Genomic DNA, 23,843 nt, shown 5'->3' on the forward strand with positions numbered 1-23,843 from the left:
TGGATCGCGTGTCCGCACCCGCCCAGATCCCTCCAGGGATTCTTCCGGAAGAGCAGCCGCTCCTCGCAGAAGAGCAACTCGCCCTTCCCGAGAAGCCACTGACCCTTCCAGAGGAGCAGTGGCGCGAGCAGGAACGCGGCCATCTCGCGCGAGCTGAAGCGCTGACCGCCGAGCACCGCGCTCGCGCGGCACGTCGAGAACGTCACCCGATCGAGGACTTCCTCTTCACCTACTACCGGATGACGCCCGGTGAACTCGCCCGCTGGCATCCGGGGCCGGGCGTCCTACTGCGGGCAGGTGCAGAGCGCCAGGACTGGAAGTTCTACCGTGTCGATGCATCCGGGAATGCGCGCGTCGACGTCTCCGCCTTCTTCGCCCGACGCGCCGGCACCGTCGACTACGTCGCCGATCTCCTCTCGGCGACCCGAGACCGGCCACCGAGTCTCGGCTGCTTCGGACTCCACGAATGGGCGATGATCTATCGCCTCGGTCCCGAGCAGGTTCGTCACGTCGGCCTCCCACTGCGACTCGGCCATGCCTTGAGCGACCGAATCGTCGAGGAGCACCCCGTGGTCTGCAGCCACTTCGATGCGTTCCGGTTCTTTACGCCAAGCGCTCGGCCGCGCAACGAACTGCACCCCACACGCGAGAACCAGCCCTCGCTCGAACAGCCGGGCTGCCTGCATGCGGGCATGGACATATACAAGTGGTGCGGCAAACTCGGCCCGATCATTCCAGGAGAGTTGCTCCTGGATGCCTTTGAGCTCGCACGAGATATCCGCCGGGTAGATATGCGAGCTTCGCCATATGACGTGCGCGGATACGGGCTCGACGCGATCCCGATCGAGACCTCGGACGGGAAACGTCACTACGCTCGCCTGCAAGCGGACTTCGCCGAGCGGGGGAACGGGCTCCGCGACCGGGCGCTCGATGCGATCGAACGCGCTCGTGCGGAACTCTCGCGCTAGCCTTCCGACGCGATGTTGCGGTGGTGGTGGATGACCTCCGCGACGACGAAATTGAACCACTTCTCGGCGAACTCGGGGTCGAGGTGGGCGTCTTCAGCGAGCCTGCGCAACCGCGCGATCTGACGGGCCTCGCGATCGGGGTCGGACGGCGGCATGCTGTGCTGCGCCTTCAGCCGCCCGACTCGCTGGGTCGCCTTGAAGCGCTCGGCCAGCATGTGCACGAGGGCGGCATCGATGTTGTCGATGCTCGAACGCAGTCGCAGCAGTTCCTCCTGCGGGTCCTCTGACTCCGCTGCCCGTTCTGAAGTCACTGCCCGTTCTCTCTTCCTGTCAGTCGAGCAGGTCATGGCGAACGACAACCTGCTCACGCTCGGGGCCGACGCCGATCGCGGAGATGCGCGACCCGCTCATCTGCTCGAGCGCAAGGATGTAGTCCTGTGCATTCTTCGGCAAGTCGTCGAAGCTCCGGGCACCCGTGATGTCCTCGGTCCAACCCGGGAACTCCTCATAGATCGGCTGCGCATGATGGAAGTCGCTCTGGTTGACCGGCATCTCATCGTGGCGCACCCCGTTCACGTCGTACGCTACGCAGACCGGAATCGTCTCGAGCCCCGACAGCACATCGAGCTTCGTCAGCACGAAGTCCGTGACGCCGTTGATGCGAGACGCGTAGCGGGCCATCGGCGCGTCATACCAGCCGCAGCGACGAGGGCGCCCGGTCGTGGTGCCGAACTCGTGCCCCTGCTGAGCGAGGTGCTCGCCGTACTCGTCGAAGAGCTCGGTCGGGAACGGGCCCGCACCGACACGGGTCGTGTACGCCTTGATCACGGCGATCACGCGATCGATCTGATGCGGAGGCATGCCCGATCCGGTCGATGCGCCTCCCGCGGTCGCGTTCGATGAGGTCACGAAGGGATAGGTGCCGTGATCGATGTCGAGCATCGTCGCCTGACCGGCCTCGAACAGCACGTTCTTGCCCTGCTGCATCGCCTCGTGCAGCATCAACCCGGTGTCGCAGACCATGGACTCGAGCATCTCGCGGTAGGAGAGCAACTCGTCGACGACCTCATCGACGCCGATCGCCCGGCGGTTGTAGATCTTGACGAGTACCTGGTTCTTGAAGTCGAGCGCCGCCTCGACCTTCTGGCGCAGGATGTTCTCGTCGAAGAGATCTTGAATGCGGATCCCGACGCGGTTGATCTTGTCTGCGTAGGCGGGGCCGATGCCACGGCCGGTGGTGCCGATCTGACGCTTGCCGAGGAATCGCTCGGTCACCTTGTCGAGTGTGCGGTGGTATGCGGTGATGACGTGGGCGTTCGCGCTCACCTTGAGTCGCGACACATCCACGCCGCGCTCGGTGAGAGCGTCGAGCTCGCTCTTGAGCACTTCGAGGTCGACCACGACACCGTTCGCAATGATCGGAACCACACCGGGCGTCAGAATGCCCGATGGGAGCAGGTGCAGGGCGTACTTCTCACTGCCGATGACGACGGTGTGACCGGCGTTGTTGCCGCCGTTGAACTTCACGACGTAGTCGACTCGACTGCCGAGCAGATCGGTCGCCCGACCCTTGCCTTCATCGCCCCACTGGGCACCGGTGATGAGTACAGCGGGCATCTCAGCCCCTCCTTAGCACTTAGGCAGATACCGGCCCAGTCTAACGAAGGGGATGCTCCAGCCAAGTCTGCGTCAGTTTGAGGGTGCTTCTCGCACGCCGTGCTGCGGCGTTCTCACGCATCCGATTCCGAGGCCCCGCAGGATCGCGTCCCACTGCGCCCCGGGCGCAGCCTCGGACCGCGCGGCGATCAGCGGGAAGCCCGAGAGGTCGACCTCCGCCCTGATCTCGTCGGTGCCGCTCCTCCACCCCTCCGCCGAGAGTACGGTGCTGCCGTAGAACCAGCCGACGATGAGGTCGTGAGCGTCACGCGGATCGACCAGCGCATCCGCAGTCAGGCTCATGATCGTCTCGCTCAGTCGGAAGGAGTGCGGACCAAGGATGGGCTGCGCACGCAGGAGTGACAGCGTGCCGGGTGTCTCGGACATGGCTTGCGCACGCTCGACTAGCTGCGTGAGCGCGCAGTGTCGGCACGAGATATCAAGCAACTCCTCAGGGTGCAGCATTCCGAGCCGCTCATCGCCCAGGTCGTGCCAAATCGCTTGGAGCGACGGGAAGTAGGTGTAGAGCGTGTTCGCGGCAACTCCCACCTCGGCTGCGACCGCCCGGAGCCCGATGCCCTCGATCGTTCCCCGCTCGCGAACGAGTCGGTCTGCCGCCCGGAGGATTCGCTCCCGGTCGATATCGCCCCGCGGTCCACGCCTGGTCGCTCCGGGTACCTGGGCCGCAGGCGCACCAGGCTTCGCTTCATTCACGAATACCAGTTTACGATTCCACGAGATATTTGTACACTGTAGAAACTATGGTTTGTACATTGAACAAACAGTTCGAGAGCAGGACGGAGTCCCGACGATGAATGCTCGATCCGCGACGCAGAACCACACTCGCCCTCGTCACGCCATCGAAAGCACGATCTTTGTGCTTCTCGCCACCGCATTGTGCTTCGGGGTCGCAGCGCCCGCGATCTTCGGGGGCACCCCCGAAGAGCTTCTCGGAGTGCTCGTGCCTGCCGCACAGCTCACACCTCTCATCGCGGCCGTGATCGTCTTCGCGGCCGTGCGCCCGGGCAGGTTCGCCGAGCAGTTCGCGCTGCGCTGGGGCAGATCGTGGCGCGCACTCGGCGTCGGCATCGCGACGCTGGTGGTCATCGGGCTCGTGCAGCTCGGATCAGGGCTCGCAACCGGCCACGAAACCACCACTGGCACCGCGATACTCACCGCGGCGCTCGCGGTTCCGATCCTGTGGGTCATGCAGTCCGTGTTCGCGATCGGCGAGGAATTCGGGTGGCGCGGTTGGTTGGTGTCACGACTGCGCGGTCTCGGCTTCTGGCCTCTCGCCGCGTGCTCAGCCGTCGCCTGGATGGTGTGGCACCTCCCAGCGATACCGCTGATCATCGGCGACGGCGGAGCAGAGACGGGCATGGCCTACCTGCTCTCGATCGGCTCCTGGGCACCGTTCATGGTCGCCCTCCGCCTCTGGTCGGGCTCGGTGTGGCCGGCCGTCATCGTGCACGGTGCACTGAATAGCATCAGGGTGTTCCTCACCCAGTCGATTGCGTCGGGAGACGGCGTCAACTGGGCGGCTGAGGCGGTCGGGTGGATCCTGTGGCTCGCCGCCGCCGCGCTCGTCTGGCGCTTCGCCCTGCGCGGAGCCGACGCCAGAACTCCCGGCCCGTCCGCAGGCTAGTTCGAAGCCTCGAGCGTCGCGATCGCCGACGGATCGGCATCGTTCAAGAAGTCGGTCAGTCGCTCGACCTCGCTCTGCTCGCCGATGCGCTGCGCCGAACGCCGCAGCGCGTACAGGGCGCGCAGCACGCCGCGATTGGGTTCATGCGACCACGGCACGGGGCCGGCACCCCGCCAGCCCGCGCGGCGCAGCGCGTCGAGACCGCGGTGATAGCCGACGCGGGCGAACGCGTACGACTCGATCTCACGACCATCTGCATCGGCCCGGTCAGCGAGCACGGACCAGGCCAACGGCGAGTTCGGATGATCCCGAACCACCGACTCGGGCTCGGCGCCTGCGGCGAGCGCAGCCTCCACCTCGCGCTCCTGCGGCAGCAGCGTGGGCTCGGGCGCAAGCAGGTTCTCTCCGATCATCCGCCCAGTCTATCCGTCGGCGAGACCTGCTAGCGGAAGTTCACGAACTGCAACGCGGTGTCGACGTCCGCGCCCTTGAGCAGCGAGATCGTGCTCTGCAGGTCGTCTCGGCTCTTCGATGAAACACGCAGCTCATCACCCTGGATCTGCGACTTCACGCCCTTCGGGCCCTCGTCGCGGATCAGCTTGTTCAGCTGCTTCGCGGTGGCCTGGTCGATGCCCTCCTTGAGCTTCGCCTCGATGCGGTACTCCTTGCCGCTGGCATAGGGCTCGCCCGCGTCAAGGGCCTTCAGCGAGATGCCACGCTTGATGAATTTTGACTGCAGCACGTCGAGCACGGCGTTCACCCGCTCCTCGGTGTTGGCCCGGATCACGATGCCCCCACCGCTCAACGAGACATCGGCGCCAACGCCCTTGAAGTCGTAGCGCTGCTCGACCTCCTTGCGGGCCTGGTTCACCGCGTTCTCGACCTCCATCGAGTCGATCTTGCTCACCACGTCAAACGAAGAATCAGCCATGCCGACATGCTACCCCGAGCGGGTGAGGCGCGGCCGAGCACCCGGGACTCGGGCACTCAGCACCTCGACACCTCAACACCTCAACACCTCAACACCTCAGCACCTCAGACGATCGATACGGCCGGACTGGGTGTGCCGTGGAATTCTGCCCAGGCCCGGGCCTCGTGTTCGAGGCTTTGGGGATCCACCGTGCACCCGGGCAACGGCGAGACCAGGATCTCCGGCGCCTTGCGCGGGCCGCGCTTCCAGGTGGCGACCGTGCGTCCACCGCGCACCACCGTCGCGAGAAACATGCCGTTGCGGCCCGGTACGACGCGGTCGAGGTCGCCCGGCGCCAGTTGGACGGATCGGTCGGTGTAGCCAAGTAGATGCTCGTCGAACGCGGGCAGCAGGAGGTGATCGGCGCCGGCAGACGCGGCGGGCGCGGCTACCCGACCGGCGTCGAGCAGTTCCGGATCGACCCAGTACTCTCCGCCACGCACGCCTGAGTCGCTATGCACGTCTGAGCTACCAGCGCCTCCCGGATCCACCATCACCGGCACGAGTCGGCCGGCCTCTGCGGCGAGCGCGACGCCGCGCTTCGCGTCGCGCACGGTGAGTCCGGTCCACCAGGAAAGGTCGCGTATCTGCACAGGGCCACGGGCGGCGGCGTGACGCGCGGCGATCTCGGCAAGAGCCTCATCGCCGTCGAGCGTGCGCGGGTGCGAGATCCACTCGGAGGCGAGCACGAGCCTCGGCTCAGCGTCGGCGGCGGCCGGCGCGACTGCGGTGCCCGCGGCGGCCTTGGCGGCGGCCTCGGCAACCGCCTGATCGCCGGAGCGCCTGTGCACCGGCCCGAAGACGGTGATGCCGTTCTGGCACATCCACCAAATGGCGTGATACCGCCAGTTGCTCTTCCAATCGATTCCGGCCTCGGTCCAGAGCGCGGCAAGCTCATCACGACTCAGGCTACGGCCGCCCGCGAGCGCCGCCTCCGTGATACCGACCATTCGCTCGAGCATCGCATCCTCGAGCCCGAGGTACTCGCGCCGTTTCGGAGCCCCCGCGAGCACTCGAGCACCGGTGGCCCGCTGCATCCAGCCGATGTCCTCCGCAGCGGTGACGTGAATGGTGCCCCGCATCGGCCAGGAGCGCACGATACGGCCCGAGTCGAAGGTCTCCACCACATCGGCGAGGGTCGAACCCGGGGCACGACGGCCGAGCGCCCACCGGGAAGATCGCCAGTCCTGCCCCTGCGCCGCCAACAGGTGCCGGGCGACGGCGGCGATGCGATCCGGCCCCGAATTCGCAGGTCCAGAACCTGTGGGCCCTGTGTCAGCAAGCCCGGCACCTGCAAGCCCCGGCACCGGAGCCGTCAACCCGAGCGCCCGCATACGCAGGTTGAGGAGTTCAATGGCGCTCAGGGCCGGGTGCGCGGGTGCAGCGTTCATGGGCTCAGCATATGCAGTTCACTCAGCTCATGCAGTTCGTTCAGCGCACGCTACGGGATCCGACCCGTGCCGCAGCGTCGAGCAGTGCGCCAGCCGTCCCTGTCCACGAGTACTGGGCGGCGTGCGCCCGACCCGCCGCGACAAGCGCCCCGCGCCGTGCATCGTCATCCAGAGAGCGCACCGCTGCGGCGAAGCCTGCGGGATCCTGCGCAGACACGAAGAGCGCACCGTCTCCCGCGACTTCGCGGAAGATCTCGAGATCGCTGACGACGGCGGGCACGCCGAATGCGAGCGCCTCCGCGATGGGCAATCCGTATCCCTCGTCCAAGCTGAGGGTCGCGAGGATCGCGCCGTCGGCGAGCAGGGTCGCATACTCGGCGTCGCTGACCCCGTTATGGAAGACGATCGATGCCCCGGCAGGTGCGAGGGCTTCGAGCTCGCGACGACGCTCGTCAGAGATGCGGCTGAGCAGATGCAGTGTGTGTTCGGGCAGATCGGCCATGCCGCGCACGAGCGTCTCAACATTCTTGTAGGGCATGAACGACCCCATGTAGACGATACTGCGCGGCGGCGCGGAGCTATCGGCGGCTGTACTATCGGCCGCGGTGCCATCGGCCGCATCCTCGCCCGCCAGCAGCTCCCCGAGGCGCTGCGGGGCATTGGCGAGCACCACGACCGGCCGCTTCGTCAACCGCACGTCGGCGAACTGCCGGCGACTCGTCTCGCTCACGGTCGCGACGACGTCGGCCCGGTCGAGCACGAGACGCTGCGGCCAGTATGCGAGATGGAAGAGTCGCCAGCCGAGCCGCACGAGCGCGGGCAGATCTCTTGGCGGCGTGCGGTGCCGGTAATAGATGGTGTCGTGCAGGGTGAGGATCAGCCCGAATCGTCGGCCCAGCGAACCGATGGTCTGCATGGGAGAGAACACGGCATCGGGCCGGTGGCGGTTCAAGATCAGAGCGGTGAACGGCTCCAGGGGCGAGGTCGGTGCGTGGATGCGCAGCACGCGGGCGCCTGCGGGGAGGAGGCGCCGCTGGCCCTCGTCGTGGATGAGGAAGGCCAGCTCGACGCCCCGATTCTCGGCCTCAGCCGCAACCGCCTCGGCGAGCGAGGCAGAGAAGCGGCTGATGCCGTCGTGAAAATCGGTGCGGATGTACCGCGCGTCGAAGATGAGCCGCACTGGCTAATCCTCCACCGGTTCGCCACGGTAGAGCTTCTCGAAGGTCTCGAGGGTGCGTGTGATGTCGTGCACGCGCACTCCCTCGAGCGACGCGTTCTGCATGCGCAGCCACTCGTCGTGGTCGGCGGTGAGCACGTCGGTGAGTCGCTCGGCCAGCTGCTCGTCATCGTCAGGATCGACGAGGTAGCCGTTCTCGCCGTCGTGCACGAGATGGGGCAGCGCGACCGCGTTTGCAGCGATGATGGGCAGGCCCGAGGCCATGGCCTCCATCGTGGCGATGGACTGCAGTTCGGCGATCGATGAGATCACGAACACCGAAGCGCGACTGTAGGCACTGATGAGCTGCTCGTCATCGACCTTGCCGTGGAACGTCACGCGGTCACTGAGGCCGAGGTGCTCGGTGAGCTGATCGAGATGACGGCGCTGATCGCCGCCGCCGATCACGTCGAAGTGGACGTCGAGAGTGGGGTCGAGGCGGGCGATGGCGCGGAGCGTGACGTCGATCCTCTTCTCCGTGGTGAGGCGGCCGACGAAGAGGATCCGGTGCCGGGTGCGCGGGGAAGGATCCGGCCGATAGTTTCGGCGGTCGATGCCGCAGCTGATCGGAACCACCCCGGTGATATCGACCGTGCGCTCCAAGAACTCGGCGGCACGGCGGGTGGGCGTCGTGACGGCTCGAGCCATCTTGAAGGTGCGTTCGGCGTCGTCCCATGCGAGCTTCAACACCGCCTTCTCCATCGGCGCCGGCATGAGCGTGAAGTCGAGGATGTTCTCCGCCATGACGTGGTTGGTCGCGACGACCGGGATGCCGCGCTGCTTCGCGATGCGCGCGAGACCGCGACCGATGACGATGTGCGATTGGATGTGGACAACGTCTGGTTGCACTTCGTCGAGCACCTTGCGTGCGTAGTGCTTGGATCGCCACGGCCACACGAAGCGGAGCCAATCGTGAGGCAGCCAGCGCACGGCCGGCAGACGGTGCACCGTCATCGGCTGGTCTTCGATGATCTCGGTAGCGGAGTACGCCCGACGGTAGCGCTGGCCCGGAGCCGAGATGTGCACGTCGTGGCCTCGCTGCACGAGCCCGGCGGCGAGTCGCTCGGCGAAGCGTGCCGCGCCGTTCACGTCAGGTGCGAACGTGTCGCATCCGATCAGGATCCGTAGGGGACGGGGGGGATCGTTGGGGCTGCTCACGGGGTGCGGGCGTCCTTCAGTCGGTACGCCGCAGGCCGGAACACGGGTTCGGCACCGGTTCTGCGGTCTAGATTCACGCGCTGCATCGCGGTCTGCGTGCAGTGAGTTCCTCATTATGCCGGGTCAGGATCAGAATTCCCGATGTCCGAGCTGAGCATCGGCTCACCCGTTCATCGAAAACTGTGCGTTTGCGCGCTGTGCGTTCACATCCAGTGCGTCGCCGTTCTGGAGTTCTGAAGCTCAGGCGAGCACGCTTAATCGGGTGCCCAAGACCCATTCCGACGCCGCGATCCTGATCGGCTCCCGCCTCCGTGCGGCCCGCCAGGAACTCGGCATCTCGCTCGAAGACCTGGGCGAGCTTTCGGAGATCAACTGGACGACGATCGGCAAGATCGAACGAGGGGCGTCAAGTCCAGCGGTCGAGACGCTGATCAGGCTCGCGTCTGCGCTGGAGATCGATCCGGGCGCCCTCGTCACCGGCATCACTGCCGACGCCTACGGCGAGCGCCAGCACCGCTACACGGCACGGGACTTTCTGCGCGATCAGCGCACAAAAGGCTAGCGCCGCACCGCTGAGACAACTGTGAAGGTGCGGGTACGAGCCAGCTCCCGGGTGGGGCCGATGCTTCGCTCGATCAGGGGCCGGTATCGCAGTCCCGAGTTGTAGACGACACGCAACTCGCCTCCGGGCTGGAGCGCACGCGCACAAGCTCGGATCAGCCGGCGCGCGACCTCGGCGTGCACGGTCGCGCCGCTGTGGAACGGCGGGTTCAGCAGGATCAGATCGGCCCACCCGTCGGGCACCGCTTCGGTCGCATCCGCCCGGTGCACCGAAATGCCGTGGTGATCGACATTCCACGGATCCGAGCGCTCGTCGAGTACCGGCGCACCGGCCCATTCGGCGGTGAGCCGAGTCGCAGCCACTGCCGCTCGGGACTGGTCGGTGGCGATCACGTGCGCCTCGGGCCACCGCCTCGCCACGGAGACCGCGAATACCCCGTTGCCGCAACCGAGGTCGACGATACGACCGGGTGGCTCCTGCGACTCCTGCCCCAGCGTCGCAAGCAGCAGTCGGCTGCCGTGGTCGAGTGCTGCTCCCCCGAACGTCGCGCCGAACGCAGCGAGGTCAAAGGTGAGATCGGCGTCAGCGCGCCGCCTCGGCCAGGGCTCGGATCCTCCATCTGCCGCCGAACCCGACTGCCTGGGAGCCGCAGCCTGCAGCACGCGCGACTTGCGCGCCGCGAGGCCCGCGGTCACCTCGCCGAAGTATCTGCCGAGCACGTCATTCATGCGGAGCGTCATGTGCTTCACGCGTCCCCCGGCGAAGACCCGCACTTCGGGCGCAGCCCAGCGAACGATCGACCGAGCGATCTCATCGAGCGCATCGAGCGAGCGCGGCAATTGCAGCAGTACGACACGGGCACCGCTCAGCAGTGACCCGTCGAGGTCGTGCGACACGTAGGCGTCAGCGAAGCCCAGCCGCTCGGCGTTGCGCGCCAGCGCACGCTGGGCGAGCAGAGGGTCCTGGTACACCCGTATCCCTCGCCAGCCGAGCGCGGCCGCCCCGAGGGTGAGCGCGCCGTGCCGATCACCGATCACGACGAGCCCGCCGGCACCCGGGTCACCGAGATCCTGCCCCAGCAGCAGCTCATCTGTCGCGTCGTAAGCCCGCAGCTCCGGCGCATCGAGGTCCGGCTCCCGCGAGAGTCGCGAGAACACCGCCTCGAGCCCCGGAACCGTCACCTGGGTTCGCCCGGCTGCCAGACCACGATCTCAGAACTGCGCCGCAGACGCGTACCGCGTCGCAGCGTCACGACCTCACCCGCTGCACCGGCGGCGAAGACGCGCCGCTCGGGCCGCTTCAGTCGTTCCTCAGACAGGGCGCGCTCGAGATCGCGCACGTGGGCCTGGAGCTCGCGCACGCGATCCTCGAGCTGCAGCACCCGCCTGATGCCTTCCAGGCTGAGACCCTCAGCACCGAGACGGGCGACCTCCCGCAGTTGCTCGACGTCGTGCAGCGAGTACCGGCGAGTATTGCCCCGCGTGCGCTGCGGCGATACGAGCCCGATACGGTCGTACTGCCGCAGCGTCTGCGGGTGCATTTCGGCGAGCTCGGCAGCGGCCGCGATCGCGAAGACCGGGGTATACCGATCCATCTGCCGTTCAGCCACCGTGCTCGCCTCCTCTCACTCTCACTGTATCCCGGGCTCGGTATCTCGCCCGATGTGCTCCGGGGGCTCAGTGCCCCCTGGTGCGGGCCAGGATGTCGTCACGCGGGTTCTCCCGCGGACCAACCTCACCGAACGCTTCGAGGGCCGCACGGGCCTCATCCGAGAGATGCGCCGGAACGACGACCTGCAGCTCGGCGAGCAGGTCTCCCGTGCCCTTCGAGCTCTTCACCCCGCGGCCCTTGACCCGCAGCACCCGTCCGCTGGGCGTGCCGGCCTGCACCTTGAGCTTGACGGGGTCGCCACCGAGGGTCGGTACCTCGATCGTCGCGCCCAGCGCTGCCTCCGTAAAAGTGACCGGCACGGTGAGCCGCAGGTTCTGGCCATCTCGCTCGAATACGGGGTGCTTGCGCACGTGCACCGTCAAGATGATGTCGCCGCGCGGACCCCCGTTCGGGCTGGGCTCTCCCTTGCCGCGCACCTTGATCTTCTGGCCATCGGCGACACCGGCAGGAATCTTCACCTTGACCTGCCCGTCGGGGCCGTTCAGCGTCACGGTGTTGCCGCGCACCGCGGTCTCGAAATCGAGCGTCGTCTGCGCGGCAACATCGCGGCCGGGCTGCGGGCCGCGCGGGGCTCCTCCGCCGAACATCCCGAAGATGTCGTCGAAGTTCTGTCCGCCGGCTCCGCCCTGCTGGAAGTGGAAGTTGCGTCCTCCACCGCCGTGGCCGAACATGCCGCCGAAGACGTCTTCGAAGCCGCCCGCACCGCCACCGCCCGCGGTGAAGCGAGCGCCGGATCCCATCGCGCGTACCTGGTCATACTCGGATCGCTGCTCAGCGTCCGAGAGCACCGAGTACGCCTCGCTGATCTCCTTGAACTTCTTCTCGGCTGCGGCATCACCCGGGTTTGAATCCGGGTGATACTTCCGTGCGAGCTTGCGGTAGGTCTTCTTCAGCTCGGCATCGCCGACGTCTTTCGAGACGCCGAGCGTCGCGTAGAAATCCTTCTCGAACCAGTCCTGGCTAGCCATCAGCCCCCACCGCCACCGCCACCTTCGCGGGGCGCAACTCGACTTCGCCGATCCGGTAGCCCCGCTCGATCACGTCGAGGACGGTCTGCTCCTCGGTGCCCGGAACCGGAACCTGGGCGATCGCCTCGTGCACGGAGGGATCAAACGCCTCACCCTTCTCACCGAACGACTCGAGGCCGAGGCGCTCGAGCGTGCCGCGGATCTTCTGGGCGATCGTGTGGAACGCCGTGCCCTCGACGAGGTCGTCGTGGGCCTCGGCCCGATCCAGATCGTCAAGCACACCGAGCAGCGACGAGACCGCAGCCGCGGTCGCGCGCTGCTTCTCGAGCACTGCGTTCGCCTCGGTGCGCTTCCGGTAGTTCGCGTACTCCGCGGTGATGCGACGCAGGTCCTCGAGATACGAGGATTCCTCCTCCGTCTCGGCGGTGCCAGCGGCATCGCCTGGTGCGCCATCGCCTGCAGCTGCGCCACCCGCCGCAGCGCCACCCGCCGCAGTGTCGTCTGCGGCCGCGTCAGCGTGCTGCTCCGCGTTCAGAATGTCTTCGACCGTCAGGCCGGAGTCGTGCTCGTTCTGCGCGTCGGACTGCCCTGAGGGGCCGGCGGATTCCTCCGTCGGCCCCGAGGCGGCAGTCTCATCGCGGAACGGCTCTTCGTCCGGCGCGCGGTGATCCTTCTCTGCCATGGTTACTGCTGCACCCCTGCTTACTTCTGCTCGTCGGTCGCGGGCTCGTCGTCCTCAACAACCTCGGCATCCACCACGTCCTCGTCATTCGAGTCCTCGGCGGCGGCCTCGGGGGCCTCCTCCTGTGCTGCCTGGTAGATGGCCTGGCCAAGCTTCTGTTGGCTCTCGCCGAGCTTGTCGGAGGCGCTCTTCACGGCCTCGTCGTCATCGCCGGCGAGCGCCTGCTTGAGCGCGTCGAGGTCGCCCTGCACCTCGGTCTTGACGTCCTCGGGCAGCTTGTCCTCGTTCTCCGAGATGAGCTTCTCGACGGAGTAGGCGAGCTGCTCGGCACCGTTACGCACCTCGGCGGCCTCGCGACGCTTCTTGTCTTCGGCGGCGTGCTCTTCAGCCTCGCGCACCATGCGCTCGATGTCGTCCTTCGAGAGGCTGGAGCCACCGGAGATCGTGATCGTCTGCTCCTTGCCGGTGCCCTTGTCCTTCGCCGACACCTGAACGATGCCATTGGCGTCGATGTCGAAGGTGACCTCGACCTGCGGCACGCCGCGCGGCGCCGGCGCGATGCCGGTCAGCTCGAAGGTGCCGAGGTTCTTGTTGTCGCGCGTGAACTCGCGCTCGCCCTGGAACACCTGGATCGACACCGACGGCTGGTTGTCTTCAGCAGTGGTGAAGGTCTCCGAGCGCTTCGTCGGAATGGCAGTGTTGCGCTCGATGAGCTTCGTCATGATGCCGCCCTTGGTCTCGATACCGAGCGACAGCGGGGTGACGTCAATGAGCAGCACGTCCTTGCGCTCACCCTTCAGCACGCCGGCCTGCAGCGCGGCGCCCACAGCGACGACCTCATCAGGGTTGACGCCCTTGTTGGGCTCGCGGCCGCCGGTGAGCTGCTTGACGAGCTCGGTGACGGCGGGCATCCGGGTCGAGCCGCCGACGAGCACGACGTGTGCGATGTCGGAGACCTTCACGCCGGCCTCTGCGATGACGTCCTGGAAGGGCTTGCGGGTGCGCTCGAGCAGATCCTTCGTCAGCTCCTCGAACTTGGCGCGGCTGAGCGTCTCGTCGAGGTTTGCGGGGCCGTTCTCGGTCAGCGAGAGGTACGGCAGCTGAATCTGGGCGCTCGTCGAGGTCGACAGCTCCTTCTTCGCCTGCTCGGCGGCTTCCTTGAGTCGCTGCAGCGCGATCTTGTCGCCCGCGACGTCGACGCCGGTGGAGTTCTTGAACTGCGTGACGAGCCAGTCGACGACACGCTGATCCCAGTCGTCGCCTCCGAGGCGGTTGTCGCCAGCGGTCGAACGCACCTGGATGGTCGAGAAGTCGTCGTCCTTGCCCACCTCGAGCAGGGAGACGTCGAAGGTTCCGCCGCCCAGGTCGAAGACGAGGATGAGCTCGTCTTCCTGGCCCTTGTCGAGGCCGTAGGCGAGAGCGGCTGCAGTGGGCTCGTTGATGATGCGCAGCACGTTGAGGCCCGCGATCTCGCCCGCCTCCTTGGTCGCCTGGCGCTCGGCGTCGTTGAAGTACGCGGGAACGGTGATCACCGCATCGGTGACCTTGTCACCCAGATACGACTCGGCGTCGCGCTTCAGCTTCTGCAGCGTCCGTGCGCTGATCTCCTGCGCGGTGTACTTCTTGCCGTCGATCTCCTGCGTCCAGTCGGTGCCCATGTGGCGCTTGACCGAGGCGATGGTGCGGTCGATGTTGGTGACGGCCTGGCGCTTCGCGGTCTCTCCGACGAGCACCTCGCCATCCTTCGTGAACGCAACGATCGACGGGGTGGTGCGCAGACCCTCCGCGTTCGCGATGACGGTGGGCTCACCGCCTTCGAGGACCGAAACGACCGAGTTGGTGGTGCCGAGGTCGATGCCGACTGCACGTGACATATGTTCTCCTTGCGGTTGCTGATGAGGTTGTGTACGAGGACCCGCCCCGTGAATCGCATTTCGAGCGCTCGCGAGGTTGAGCCTGATGCACTCAAGTTTAGTGCCGCGGCGATGCGCGTCAAGTCGAAACAGCAAAACTTGAGTCGATTCGACTCAACTCTCAGTGGACTCCCAGTTGACCTCAGCCGAACCTCTGATCTCCCATTGGCCACCATCGACTGCTGCGCTTATTGCCTGATCGACTACGCCCCCGACCGCTGCGCTCGGCTCCCGCCCATCGACTACAGTGCAGAGCATGAGCGACTCACCGACGACGCTGGCGACCGCAACTCCTGCGAAGAAGCGCACGATCTTGGCTTGGTCGCTGTGGGATTGGGGATCCGCCGCATTTCAAGCCGTCGTCACGACCTTCGTCTTCAGCGTCTACATCACGAGCGCCTCATTCGGCCCCGAAGCCGAGACCTCGTCCAAACTCGGCACCGCACTGCTCATCGCCGGCGTCATCGTGTTCCTCTTCGCACCCGTCATCGGCCGACTCACCGACGCGGCCGGCCGACGCAAGACCTGGCTCGGCATCAACACGGGCATCGTCGTGCTCGCGACAGCCCTCATGGTGCTCGTCGCCCCCGAGCAGCAGTACCTCGTGCTGGGGCTCGTACTCCTCGCCATCGGCAACGTCGCCTTCGAGTTCGCGAGCGTGACCTACAATGCGATGCTCTCCCAGATCTCCACGAACCAGAACGTGGGGCGCATCTCAGGCATCGGCTGGGGCATGGGCTACATCGGCGGCATCGTGCTCCTCGCGATCCTGCTCGTCGGATTCATCTTCCCTGAGCAGGGCTGGTTCGGCGTCACCTCGGAAGACGGCTGGAACATTCGCGTCGCCATGCTCATCTCTGCCGCATGGTTCGGGATCTTCGCTGTGCCCGTATTCTTCGCTGTGCCCGAGATCCCGGCCTCCGCTCCGAGCGACTCGCGACCCCGCGGCATCGTCTCCGCCTATGGCGACATCTTTCGCAGCATCGCCGACCTGTGGCGGAACGCACGCACGACGCTCTTCTTCCTCATCGCGAGCGCGGTGTTCCGGGACGGGCTCGCTGGGGTCTTCACCTTCGGCGGGGTCATTGCCGCACTCAGTTTCGGTTTCGATCCCTCAACTGTCATCATCTTCGCGATCGCCGCGAACGTGGTCGCCGGCCTTGCCACGATCGCCGTCGGGCTGCTTGAAGACCGGATCGGCGCCAAACCGGTGATGGTGTGGTCGCTCGTACTCATGGTGACGTGCGGGCTCCTGCTCTTTATCCTCGCGCCCCTCGGCACATGGGTCTTCTGGGCGTTCGGACTCGTACTGTGCATCTTCGTCGGCCCCGTGCAGTCTTCGTCGCGTACGTTCCTGTCGCGCCTGATCCCGTCCGGCCGCGAAGGCGAGATCTTCGGTCTGTATGCCATGACCGGTCGCGCGGTCTCGTTCCTCGCACCCGCTGCGTTCACGCTCGCGGTTGCAACCGGCGGTGCCACCATTTACGGCGCGCTCGGACTCGTGCTCGTGCTGCTCGTCGGCCTCCTCCTGCTGTTGCCGGTGCGGGTGTCAGGAGGACGCGCAGCGTCCGAGTAACCCCGCACTGCCGCCACCGCGGCAGCCTACGGAGCGAAGCGAGAGGTAGCGGGTGCCAGGAGGGCGCACAGCGTCCGAGTACGCTGCCGTGTTCGCACACTTCGGCTGACGCAGACTGAGGCCATATCCGCCCGTTGAACACACTCTGCGCCAGTCGAGCGCCGGCGGATCACAGGCGGTCGGCGATCCCGAACCGCCCGCCGAACCGCTCGCCGCCCCGCCCGCCGCCCCGCCCGATCTCGCAGTACCCGCTCCGCCCCGCTTGCCGGATAGGCTGTGCGGGTGGAACGCCCTCCCCTCAGCCCGGAACAGCTCGCAGTCTACGAGCGCATCGAGCACACGCGCGAGAACGTGTTCGTGACCGGTCGCGCGGGCACCGGCAAGTCGACGATCCTGAACCATCTCGCCTGGAGCACCAGCAAGATCATCGCGGTCTGCGCACCCACCGGAGTCGCCGCGCTGAATGTCGGCGGGCAGACGATCCACTCACTGCTGCGCCTCCCGACCGGCGTCATCGCCGACCACCAGCTCGATCAGCCGGCCGAGCTGAAGAAGATGCTCGCCTCGATCGACACGCTCGTGATCGATGAGATCTCCATGGTGTCCGCCGATCTCATGGATGCGATCGATCGATCTTTGCGGCAGGCACGCGGCAAGAAGCACGATCCCTTCGGTGGCGTGCAGATCATCATGTTCGGTGATCCGTATCAACTGCCTCCGGTACCTCCACGAGACCCCGAGGAGCGCGCTTACTTCTCAGATACCTACCGATCGCTGTGGTTCTTCGACGCCCGCGTGTGGGAGGGCGCCGACCTCTCAGTCATCGAGCTCGAGGAGGTGCACCGTCAGCGCGACGACCGGTTCAAGCAGATCCTGGGAGCGGTGCGGCACGGCGTCGTCACCGCTGACATGGCTGAGGAACTGAACTCGGCCGGCGCGCGCTCCGCCCCTCGTGACGCCCTCACCCTCGCCACGACGAACGCGACCGTGAACCGCATCAACCAGGCTCGGCTCGCCGAGATCAAGGGCTCCTCGCTGCGGGCGGTCGCCGAGATCAATGGCGAGTTCCGCGAGAACATGTACCCGGCCGATGAGGTACTCGAGCTGAAGCCGGGCGCCCAGGTGATGTTCCTGCGCAACGACCCTGACGGGCGTTGGGTCAACGGCACGATCGGCACGGTGTCGCGCGTGAAGGGCACGGTGTGGGTCGAGGTGGATCGCGACGGCTTGGATCCCGAGGAGTTCGAGGTCGAACCGACGACGTGGGAGCGCTTCCGCTACACCTACGACCCCGACACGAAGAAGCTCGAGAAAGAGGTCGTTGCGGAGTTCGAGCAATTCCCGCTGCGACTCGCCTGGGCAGTCACGGTGCACAAGTCGCAGGGACACACGTACGACGCTGCAGCGATCGATCTCGGTCCGCGCGCGTTCAGCGCCGGGCAGACGTATGTGGCGCTCAGCCGGGTGCGATCGCTCGACGGGCTCTACTTGCGGCGCCCGCTGCAGCCTCGAGACGTCATCGTGGACCCCAACGTCGTGCGGTTCATGCGCGAGCGCCAGGGCACCGCGTAGATCGCATCGCCCGCGTAGGTTCTGCCGAGTGCCCGGGGCGCCGTACGTTGTGTGCAGTGCCCGGCCGTCAGGCCATGCGCACTCCCACGTGCACGCTCAAACTCACGTGCACCGAGATAAGCCTTGCGGGTCCTTCAGCACCCGGAAAGAACAACCAGGCTTGTTTCGGTGAGGTCTGGGGCGCGGCCCGGTGAGCTTTCCTCGGTGCCCGTCAGGCAGCGACCGTGCGCGCCAAGCAGCGACCGTGCGCGTCAAGCGGCGACCGTGCGCGCCCGGGAAAGATCGACGAACACGGCGGTGTTGAACGCGTAGGCACGACGCACCTCGTCAAGCATGCGTGCGCGCTCGTCTTCGCTGAGCCCGGCGCCGAGCGAGTCGAGTGACGCACGGTAGCCATCCTTGAACTCGGCGAGATCACCGAGTTCGGGGAAGGCGTAGAAGGCCGCGCCGGCCTCCTCGAATCCGTGCTGCTTCGAGACGCGCCGAGCGATCATCTGACCACCCGAGAGGTCACCGAGGTACCGGGTGTAATGGTGCGCGACCAGGCCTGGGATCCAACCCTCGTCACCCACTTCGCGGATGCGTGCCGCATAGTCACGGGTCGCGGGCGTCGCTTCGATGCTGCTTCGCCAGTCCGAGCCGATGAGGTGCTCGAGATCCGCCTCGATGGTGCGCAATCGCGCAAGTGCCGGCGGGTGGAACGGCGCGAACGCAGGATCATCTGCGAAGCGATCTGCCACTTCCTCGAGCGCCTCGTACATGTAGAAGTGCTGCACGACGAGCGCGATGTAGTCGTCGAGGGAAGCACGCATGCGCATGATGTCTTCCATGAACCCGGCCCCCTCGCTCTGCGAGTGGTCGGCCCAGGATCCCTCACGGATCTGCTGCGAGAACGGCTTCTCGCCGGCCTCCTCGTCCGCGGAAGCCTGGGCACCGTGCGGAGCAGCAGCGTGCGGATGAACGCCACCGTGGTGCCCGGCACCGTGATGCTCACCGTCGTGGTGACCGCCAGTAGCCTCGCCACTGCCGTGACCGCCCGGGGCAGCAGACTGGTGCTCCTCGCGGGCCGGCACTCCGAGCTTCTCGCATGCGGCATGATAGAGCGCAACGACCTCGCGGCGGATCTCGGGCCGCTCGGAGATGGGGCCGCCCGGCCAAGCAACGCTGACGTCATGCTCGCCATTCGCGTCGACGACACGCCAGATTCCGGCCTCATCGCTGAGGCCGCTCATGGTGCTCTCCGTCGCATCGGGGTACCCGAAGGCACGCGCGATGAGCAGGTTGTCTTCGGGATGGTCATCGTTCATGTGCCCGGTAACGGCGGAGATCACATGGTTGTCGAATACGCTCACATGTCCAGCTTAGTAAGGTTTACCTCACTCTGTGAGAAACCTTCTGCAAGGAACCATGCAGAAGAAAAGCAAGTAGAATCGCCCCCGTATCTGTCCCAGAGGAGATTGGCGGTTCGGTGGGCTTCAAGATCGGGCGCCGTGCGCGCACAGCGGCAATCGGCACGATCGCAGTCGCCGCACTCTCTCTGACGGCCTGCACCGGCGGGGGAGGCGGGATCGGCTCCCCCGATGCCAACAGCGTCAGTTCAGGGTTCTCAGACGCCGTCGACGGTGCGATCGAATCGGCGATGCAGCAGAGCGGATCCACCGCCGCTGTCGTCGGCGTCTGGGCAGAAGACGGCGAATATCTTCGTGCGTACGGAGATGAAGAGATCGACAGCGGAGTGCAGTTCCGCGGGGCACAGGCGACCCAGCCGGTGATGTGCGCCCTGCTGCTGCAGCTCGCCGAAGACGGCACCGTGGGTCTCGACGACGAGGTCTCTGACGATCTCACCCGCCAGGTCGGCATCGAAGACATCACATACCGTCAGCTCTGCACGGGCACCACCGGTCTCGCCGACTTCAAGAAGGGCTTCGGCGACATCTTCACCAACAACCCGGCGCGTCCGTGGGGACCGCGCGAACTGCTCGCGCAGGGCCTCGCCGAGTCACCGACGAAGTGGCCGGGTCTGAACTTCAACCAGTCGGACACGAATGCCCTGCTGCTCGCTCGCGCTCTGCAGGTGCGCACGGGTACCCAGATCGGGGCGCTCCTCGACGAGTACGTGTACGAGCCCGCTGAGATGTCGGCGAGCTACTACCCGGCCCGCGAAGATACGGAGCTGCAATCAGGTCTGGATGGGCTCACGTACCCGTCCTCCGGGAGCAAGCCGGTCTGCGACGCAGGTCCGGTAGAAGTCGCACAGGTCTCGCCGACCATGCTGTCCGGTGCCGGCGCCACCGTCACGACTGTCACCGATCTCAAAAAGTTCTACTCGGCATTCCTCGATGGCGAGTTCGGCGGTGAGGAGTTCGGCAGCCTGCCGACCGACGTGATTCCGACGAAGAACCCGAAGCGCGACAAGAACGGTGACCCGGTCGAGGAATCAGAAGAGGCCGAAGAAGCTCCAGACGCGCGTATGTGGGGCTTCGGCGCCGAGCGCATCGGCCCGCTCTACGGTCGAAGCGGGTCCATCACTGGCACGCTCACCGCGGCGTACCACGACCCCTCGACCGATTACACGGTGGTCGTCGCAATCAATAATTCGAGCGCCGGGTCGGCCTTCATCAAGGCTCTGGCCTTCGAAATCGCGTCGCTGAGCTCTGAGAACGGCGTTGGTCCCGAGGTTCCGTGGACTACTGAAGACCAGTCCAATCAACTCGCCGAGCACGCAGTCTGCCAATAGTCGACTGGTCTTGATTCCGCCGGATCCGGCGCCTGAGCGAGCCAGGTCGTCAGGCCGACTTGGTCGAGACGATCGAGGACGTCACGTACGTGGACACTCAATGGATACACGGGGGCGATCTGCTACAGTTCTTGAGGCGGAATCGTTGAGATTCCGCCACGGGGCTGTAGTTCAATGGTAGAACTTCTGCTTCCCAAGCAGACAGCGCGGGTTCGATTCCCGTCAGCCCCTCCACTGTCACCCCCTTCGCCTCCGACGCACCTGAGTTGGCGGGTCCGCTCATCGCTCTCGGGTAGTGCGCTACACTCGCACTTGGCTTCGGGAGGCAGCATGGCAGGCAACGATTCGATCGTCGAGACGCGTACGCTCCGCGATCAGGTCGTGTCACTGCTGCGCAAGCGACTGATGCTCGGCGAGATGAAAGCCGGCGAACTCTACTCCGCAACGACGATCGCCCAAGAAATCGGCGTGTCAAGCAGCCCGGTCCGTGAAGCACTGCTCAAGCTCGTCGATCAGGGCATGCTCGAACCCATTCGCAACCGCGGCTTCCGGGTCACCCCTATGACCGATCAGGATCGTCGCGAAGTGCACCAGCTGCGAGCACTCCTCGAGATCCCCCCGATGCAAGACCTCGCCGGCCACCCTGAAGTGACGGCGCGACAGGGCGAGTTTCGTGCACTCGCCCACGACATGGTCGCCGCGGCCGAGCGTGCCGACTATATCGGATACATCGAAGCGGACCGTCGCTTCCACCTCGGGCTGCTCAGTATCATCGGCAACCAGCGCCTCCTCGAATCAGTCGAGAACCTGCGCGACCATACGCGCCAGGGTGGCCTCACCCAACTGCACTCCTCGGGCCAGTTCCTCCGCACAGCGGAAGAGCACTTCGGCATTCTCGAGGCGCTCCTCGCGAACGACCCCGATCTCGTCGGCAAGCTCATGGTGCGCCATCTCGAGCACGTGCTCGACGACTGGGGAGCGTTGGAAAGCAAGGACACGGGAAGCGGGGTCACGGCAAACGGCGTTGCGGACAGCGGCGTCGCAGCCAGCCGGGCCACGGAGCCCAGGGCCGCAGAGGGCGGGAACGCAGAAGGCGCCTGATCCTTATGGAATCAGGCGCCCGTGCAGTGTGCACCGCGTGCTTCGAGGTGCGGGGAAGTCACCCCTCTCCGCACCTGCGGATTACTTGTAACCCTTGGCGAGCACGGCCTCGGCGTCGGCGATGAGCTGAGCCTCGAGCTCCGCGGGAAGCGGCAGACGCGGCGGGCGGGCGACGCCGCCCTTGCGACCGAACACCTCCTGCGACTTCTTGATGGCCTGCACCAGGGTGTACTTGCCGTCCCAGCGCAGCAGCGGGTGCACATCGCGGTAGATGGTGCGGGCGGTCTTCCAGTCGTTGGGATCCTCCGACGTGGAGAGAGCGAACAGCTGCATCATGGTCTCGGGCAGCACGTTCGGCATGCCGGCAACCCAGCCGGTGGCGCCCGCAATGCCGACCTCGAGCACGACATCGTCGGTGCCGACGGAGACGTCGAGGCCGGGCACGACCTCCTGCACCTCGTAGCCGCGACGCACGTCACCGGTGAACTCCTTCACCGACACGATGAGGTTCTCGTCGTACAGGCGCTTGAGCAGGTCGGGGCGCAGATCAACCTTGGTGTCGAGCGGGTTGTTGTACGCCATGACGGGAACGCCCACGGCAGCCAGGCGACGGAAGTGATCCATCACCTCGTCATCATTCGCACGGTACGTGTTCGGGGGCAGCGCCATCACCGCGTGCGCACCGACCGAAGCGGCATGCTCGGTGTGGCGCACCGACTCCAGGGCACCGTAGGCTCCGACGCCCACGATGAGGTTCTTGCCTTCGGGCAGTATGTCGGCAGCGGTCTGCACGACCTGCTTGCGCTCGTCTTCGCTGAGCGTCTGGTACTCGCCCAGCGAACCGTTGGGAATGACGCCGTCGACTCCCTTATCGAAGAGGTAGGTCACGTGCTCTGCGTAACCGTCGTAGTCGACCGAGAGGTCGTCGTTGAACGGCAGGGTCGTTGCGACGTTGACTGCCTGCCAGGCCTGCTTCGCGTCGGTCATGTCTTTCCTCCTCGAGGTGTGTCTACTGAGGGCAAACCCCTCACGATTAGAAATTACAACGTGCAATTGCACATGTCAAGACCGGCATTGGTTGAGATTTGGATCCGCAGGGTTCTTCGGCGGATGCGAGCTTGCGGGTTCCGCAGTGTCGTTCAGCGGATCTAAGCTTGCCGGATCCTCATTCACCGGGTCCGCACATCCCAGATCCTCACTCCAGCGGGTTCCTCGCTTGCCGGATCCTCGCCCCTGCCGGACCCGTCGCGCCTCAGGCGCCGCCCGCAAGCGTGTTGCGCGCACCCGCCTCGCGCCCGCCCTCGACATCCGCCCAGGTACTCCGCGTCTGGCGAATGTGCGACACCATCAGGTCGAAGGCCAACTGCGCATCCCTCGCTTCGATCGCATCGACGATGGCGAGGTGGTCTGCGGCCGAACTCGCCAGTTCACCGCGATCTGCGAGCGCCGAGACCCCGAACAGGCGCGCTTGGCCGCGGAGCTCATCGATCAGACGGCTGATGCGCTGGTTGCCGGCGTACCCGAGAAGCGCGAGGTGGAAGGCTTTGTCTGCCTCCGTGTACTCGCCGAGGTCTTGCGCCGCGGCGTGCTCGACAATGGCGCTCGCCAGCTCGCGCAGGTGCGGCAGGTCTGCTTCAGGAATCAAGTCGACGGCATCACGCACAAGCGGTGGCTCGATGAGCTCGCGGAGCTGCGCGATCTCATCGAGGTACTCATCGTCGACTTCGGTGACTCGGAACCCGCGGTTGCGCACCATCTCGACCAGGCCTTCCTTGGTGAAGTCGAGCATGGCCTCGCGCACAGGCGTCGCCGATACCCCCAGGCTCGCGCCGAGCGACGGCGCCGAGTAGATTTCCCCTGGCCTCATCTCGCCGGAGATAATTGCTGCGCGAAGGGCTCGCCTGACGTGCTCCCGGATCCCCTCGGGCTTACGGATCGGCCGAAGATGCATATCGGACACGTCGTGCCTCCCATCTCGAAACCGGGATTCGCAGTGGCCTCGAACGATCCCTTGTGCTTTGCAGCATAGGACGCCACGTCGCAGCTCATCAAATTTC

23 protein-coding genes and 1 tRNA gene are annotated in these 23,843 nt (G+C 66.0%); 8 read left to right on the forward strand and 16 right to left on the reverse strand.

All coding sequences use genetic code 11. The features are described 5' to 3' along the window. The first annotated feature begins 8 nt into the window (after positions 1–8). Positions 9–968, forward strand: a complete 960-nt coding sequence (locus ACUYV6_RS09795; protein ID WP_449278476.1) for a 3-methyladenine DNA glycosylase — start codon at positions 9–11, stop codon at positions 966–968. Here ACUYV6_RS09795 and ACUYV6_RS09800 read toward each other — a convergent pair. The 3 genes from ACUYV6_RS09800 to ACUYV6_RS09810 form a co-directional block, all read right to left on the reverse strand. Next, entirely contained in the window at positions 965–1,279 is a 315-nt protein-coding gene (locus ACUYV6_RS09800) for a chorismate mutase (protein WP_449278477.1), read from the reverse strand. The genes ACUYV6_RS09795 and ACUYV6_RS09800 overlap by 4 nt on opposite strands. A 19-nt stretch (positions 1,280–1,298) precedes the next feature. Then, a complete protein-coding gene (locus tag ACUYV6_RS09805) occupies positions 1,299–2,585 on the reverse strand; it encodes an adenylosuccinate synthase (RefSeq protein ID WP_449278478.1) in 1,287 nt (428 codons plus the stop codon). Between the two features lie 72 nt (positions 2,586–2,657). After that, positions 2,658–3,338 carry a TetR family transcriptional regulator gene (locus tag ACUYV6_RS09810; RefSeq protein ID WP_449278479.1) on the reverse strand — a complete coding sequence of 227 codons (681 nt, stop codon included), beginning with the start codon at positions 3,336–3,338 and terminating at the stop codon, positions 2,658–2,660. A gap of 97 nt (positions 3,339–3,435) precedes the next feature. On the opposite strand from ACUYV6_RS09810, the gene ACUYV6_RS09815 reads away from it, so the two are divergent. Further along, positions 3,436–4,269, forward strand: a complete 834-nt coding sequence (locus ACUYV6_RS09815) for a CPBP family intramembrane glutamic endopeptidase (protein WP_449278480.1) — start codon at positions 3,436–3,438, stop codon at positions 4,267–4,269. On the opposite strand, the gene ACUYV6_RS09820 is transcribed toward ACUYV6_RS09815, so the two are convergent. The 5 genes from ACUYV6_RS09820 to ACUYV6_RS09840 form a co-directional block, all read right to left on the reverse strand. Beyond that, positions 4,266–4,682, reverse strand: coding sequence for a DUF3151 domain-containing protein (locus tag ACUYV6_RS09820; RefSeq protein WP_449278481.1), 417 nt, complete (start codon positions 4,680–4,682; stop codon positions 4,266–4,268). The genes ACUYV6_RS09815 and ACUYV6_RS09820 overlap by 4 nt on opposite strands. A 29-nt stretch (positions 4,683–4,711) precedes the next feature. Continuing rightward, positions 4,712–5,200: a YajQ family cyclic di-GMP-binding protein gene (locus ACUYV6_RS09825; protein ID WP_449278482.1), complete on the reverse strand. Its 489-nt coding sequence runs from the start codon at positions 5,198–5,200 to the stop codon at positions 4,712–4,714. Positions 5,201–5,304: 104 nt separating this feature from the next. Then, entirely contained in the window at positions 5,305–6,630 is a 1,326-nt protein-coding gene (locus tag ACUYV6_RS09830) for a winged helix DNA-binding domain-containing protein (protein WP_449278483.1), read from the reverse strand. 40 nt (positions 6,631–6,670) lie between these two features. Then, complete coding sequence (locus ACUYV6_RS09835; protein ID WP_449278484.1) at positions 6,671–7,810, reverse strand: glycosyltransferase; 1,140 nt, start codon at positions 7,808–7,810, stop codon at positions 6,671–6,673. Between the two features lie 3 nt (positions 7,811–7,813). Further along, complete coding sequence (locus tag ACUYV6_RS09840; protein WP_449278485.1) at positions 7,814–9,004, reverse strand: glycosyltransferase; 1,191 nt, start codon at positions 9,002–9,004, stop codon at positions 7,814–7,816. Between the two features lie 262 nt (positions 9,005–9,266). On the opposite strand from ACUYV6_RS09840, the gene ACUYV6_RS09845 reads away from it, so the two are divergent. Continuing rightward, entirely contained in the window at positions 9,267–9,566 is a 300-nt protein-coding gene (locus tag ACUYV6_RS09845) for a helix-turn-helix domain-containing protein (RefSeq protein ID WP_449278486.1), read from the forward strand. Here ACUYV6_RS09845 and ACUYV6_RS09850 read toward each other — a convergent pair. From ACUYV6_RS09850 to dnaK, 5 genes are all read right to left on the reverse strand, one after another. Next, positions 9,563–10,747 carry a class I SAM-dependent methyltransferase gene (locus ACUYV6_RS09850; protein WP_449278487.1) on the reverse strand — a complete coding sequence of 395 codons (1,185 nt, stop codon included), beginning with the start codon at positions 10,745–10,747 and terminating at the stop codon, positions 9,563–9,565. The genes ACUYV6_RS09845 and ACUYV6_RS09850 overlap by 4 nt on opposite strands. Continuing rightward, positions 10,744–11,160 (reverse strand): heat shock protein transcriptional repressor HspR, encoded by a 417-nt coding sequence (locus ACUYV6_RS09855; RefSeq protein WP_449278532.1) that lies wholly within the window; start codon positions 11,158–11,160, stop codon positions 10,744–10,746. The genes ACUYV6_RS09850 and ACUYV6_RS09855 overlap by 4 nt, the downstream gene beginning before the upstream one ends. A gap of 82 nt (positions 11,161–11,242) precedes the next feature. Further along, complete coding sequence (locus ACUYV6_RS09860) at positions 11,243–12,205, reverse strand: DnaJ C-terminal domain-containing protein (protein ID WP_449278488.1); 963 nt, start codon at positions 12,203–12,205, stop codon at positions 11,243–11,245. Then, positions 12,198–12,887: a nucleotide exchange factor GrpE gene (locus tag ACUYV6_RS09865; protein WP_449278489.1), complete on the reverse strand. Its 690-nt coding sequence runs from the start codon at positions 12,885–12,887 to the stop codon at positions 12,198–12,200. The genes ACUYV6_RS09860 and ACUYV6_RS09865 overlap by 8 nt, the downstream gene beginning before the upstream one ends. 20 nt (positions 12,888–12,907) lie before the next feature. Further along, on the reverse strand, positions 12,908–14,761 hold the full coding sequence (dnaK, locus tag ACUYV6_RS09870) for a molecular chaperone DnaK (RefSeq protein WP_449278490.1): 1,854 nt from the start codon (positions 14,759–14,761) through the stop codon (positions 12,908–12,910). A 295-nt stretch (positions 14,762–15,056) separates the two neighbouring features. Here dnaK and ACUYV6_RS09875 point away from each other — a divergent pair, with 295 nt between their 5' ends. Together ACUYV6_RS09875 and ACUYV6_RS09880 are read left to right on the forward strand one after the other, a co-directional pair. After that, entirely contained in the window at positions 15,057–16,376 is a 1,320-nt protein-coding gene (locus tag ACUYV6_RS09875) for an MFS transporter (RefSeq protein WP_449278491.1), read from the forward strand. Positions 16,377–16,658: 282 nt separating this feature from the next. Next, the gene (locus ACUYV6_RS09880; protein ID WP_449278492.1) at positions 16,659–17,948 is read left to right on the forward strand and encodes an ATP-dependent DNA helicase; all 1,290 of its coding nucleotides are present in this window, start codon (positions 16,659–16,661) and stop codon (positions 17,946–17,948) included. A 251-nt stretch (positions 17,949–18,199) separates the two neighbouring features. On the opposite strand, the gene ACUYV6_RS09885 is transcribed toward ACUYV6_RS09880, so the two are convergent. Continuing rightward, positions 18,200–19,300, reverse strand: coding sequence for a biliverdin-producing heme oxygenase (locus ACUYV6_RS09885; protein ID WP_449278493.1), 1,101 nt, complete (start codon positions 19,298–19,300; stop codon positions 18,200–18,202). A gap of 116 nt (positions 19,301–19,416) precedes the next feature. Here ACUYV6_RS09885 and ACUYV6_RS09890 point away from each other — a divergent pair, with 116 nt between their 5' ends. The 3 genes from ACUYV6_RS09890 to ACUYV6_RS09900 all read left to right on the forward strand — a co-directional run bounded on the left by ACUYV6_RS09890 (position 19,417) and on the right by ACUYV6_RS09900 (position 21,786). Next, positions 19,417–20,685 (forward strand): serine hydrolase domain-containing protein, encoded by a 1,269-nt coding sequence (locus tag ACUYV6_RS09890; protein WP_449278494.1) that lies wholly within the window; start codon positions 19,417–19,419, stop codon positions 20,683–20,685. A gap of 160 nt (positions 20,686–20,845) precedes the next feature. Continuing rightward, positions 20,846–20,919, forward strand: a tRNA-Gly gene (locus tag ACUYV6_RS09895). 96 nt (positions 20,920–21,015) lie between these two features. Continuing rightward, complete coding sequence (locus ACUYV6_RS09900) at positions 21,016–21,786, forward strand: GntR family transcriptional regulator (RefSeq protein ID WP_449278495.1); 771 nt, start codon at positions 21,016–21,018, stop codon at positions 21,784–21,786. An 81-nt stretch (positions 21,787–21,867) separates the two neighbouring features. Here ACUYV6_RS09900 and ACUYV6_RS09905 read toward each other — a convergent pair whose 3' ends face one another. Further along, positions 21,868–22,773, reverse strand: coding sequence for a dihydrodipicolinate synthase family protein (locus tag ACUYV6_RS09905; RefSeq protein ID WP_449278496.1), 906 nt, complete (start codon positions 22,771–22,773; stop codon positions 21,868–21,870). Between the two features lie 265 nt (positions 22,774–23,038). After that, positions 23,039–23,737: a GntR family transcriptional regulator gene (locus ACUYV6_RS09910; RefSeq protein ID WP_449278533.1), complete on the reverse strand. Its 699-nt coding sequence runs from the start codon at positions 23,735–23,737 to the stop codon at positions 23,039–23,041. Positions 23,738–23,843: the final 106 nt, after the last annotated feature.

The organism is Leucobacter sp. GX24907, from assembly GCF_053567335.1.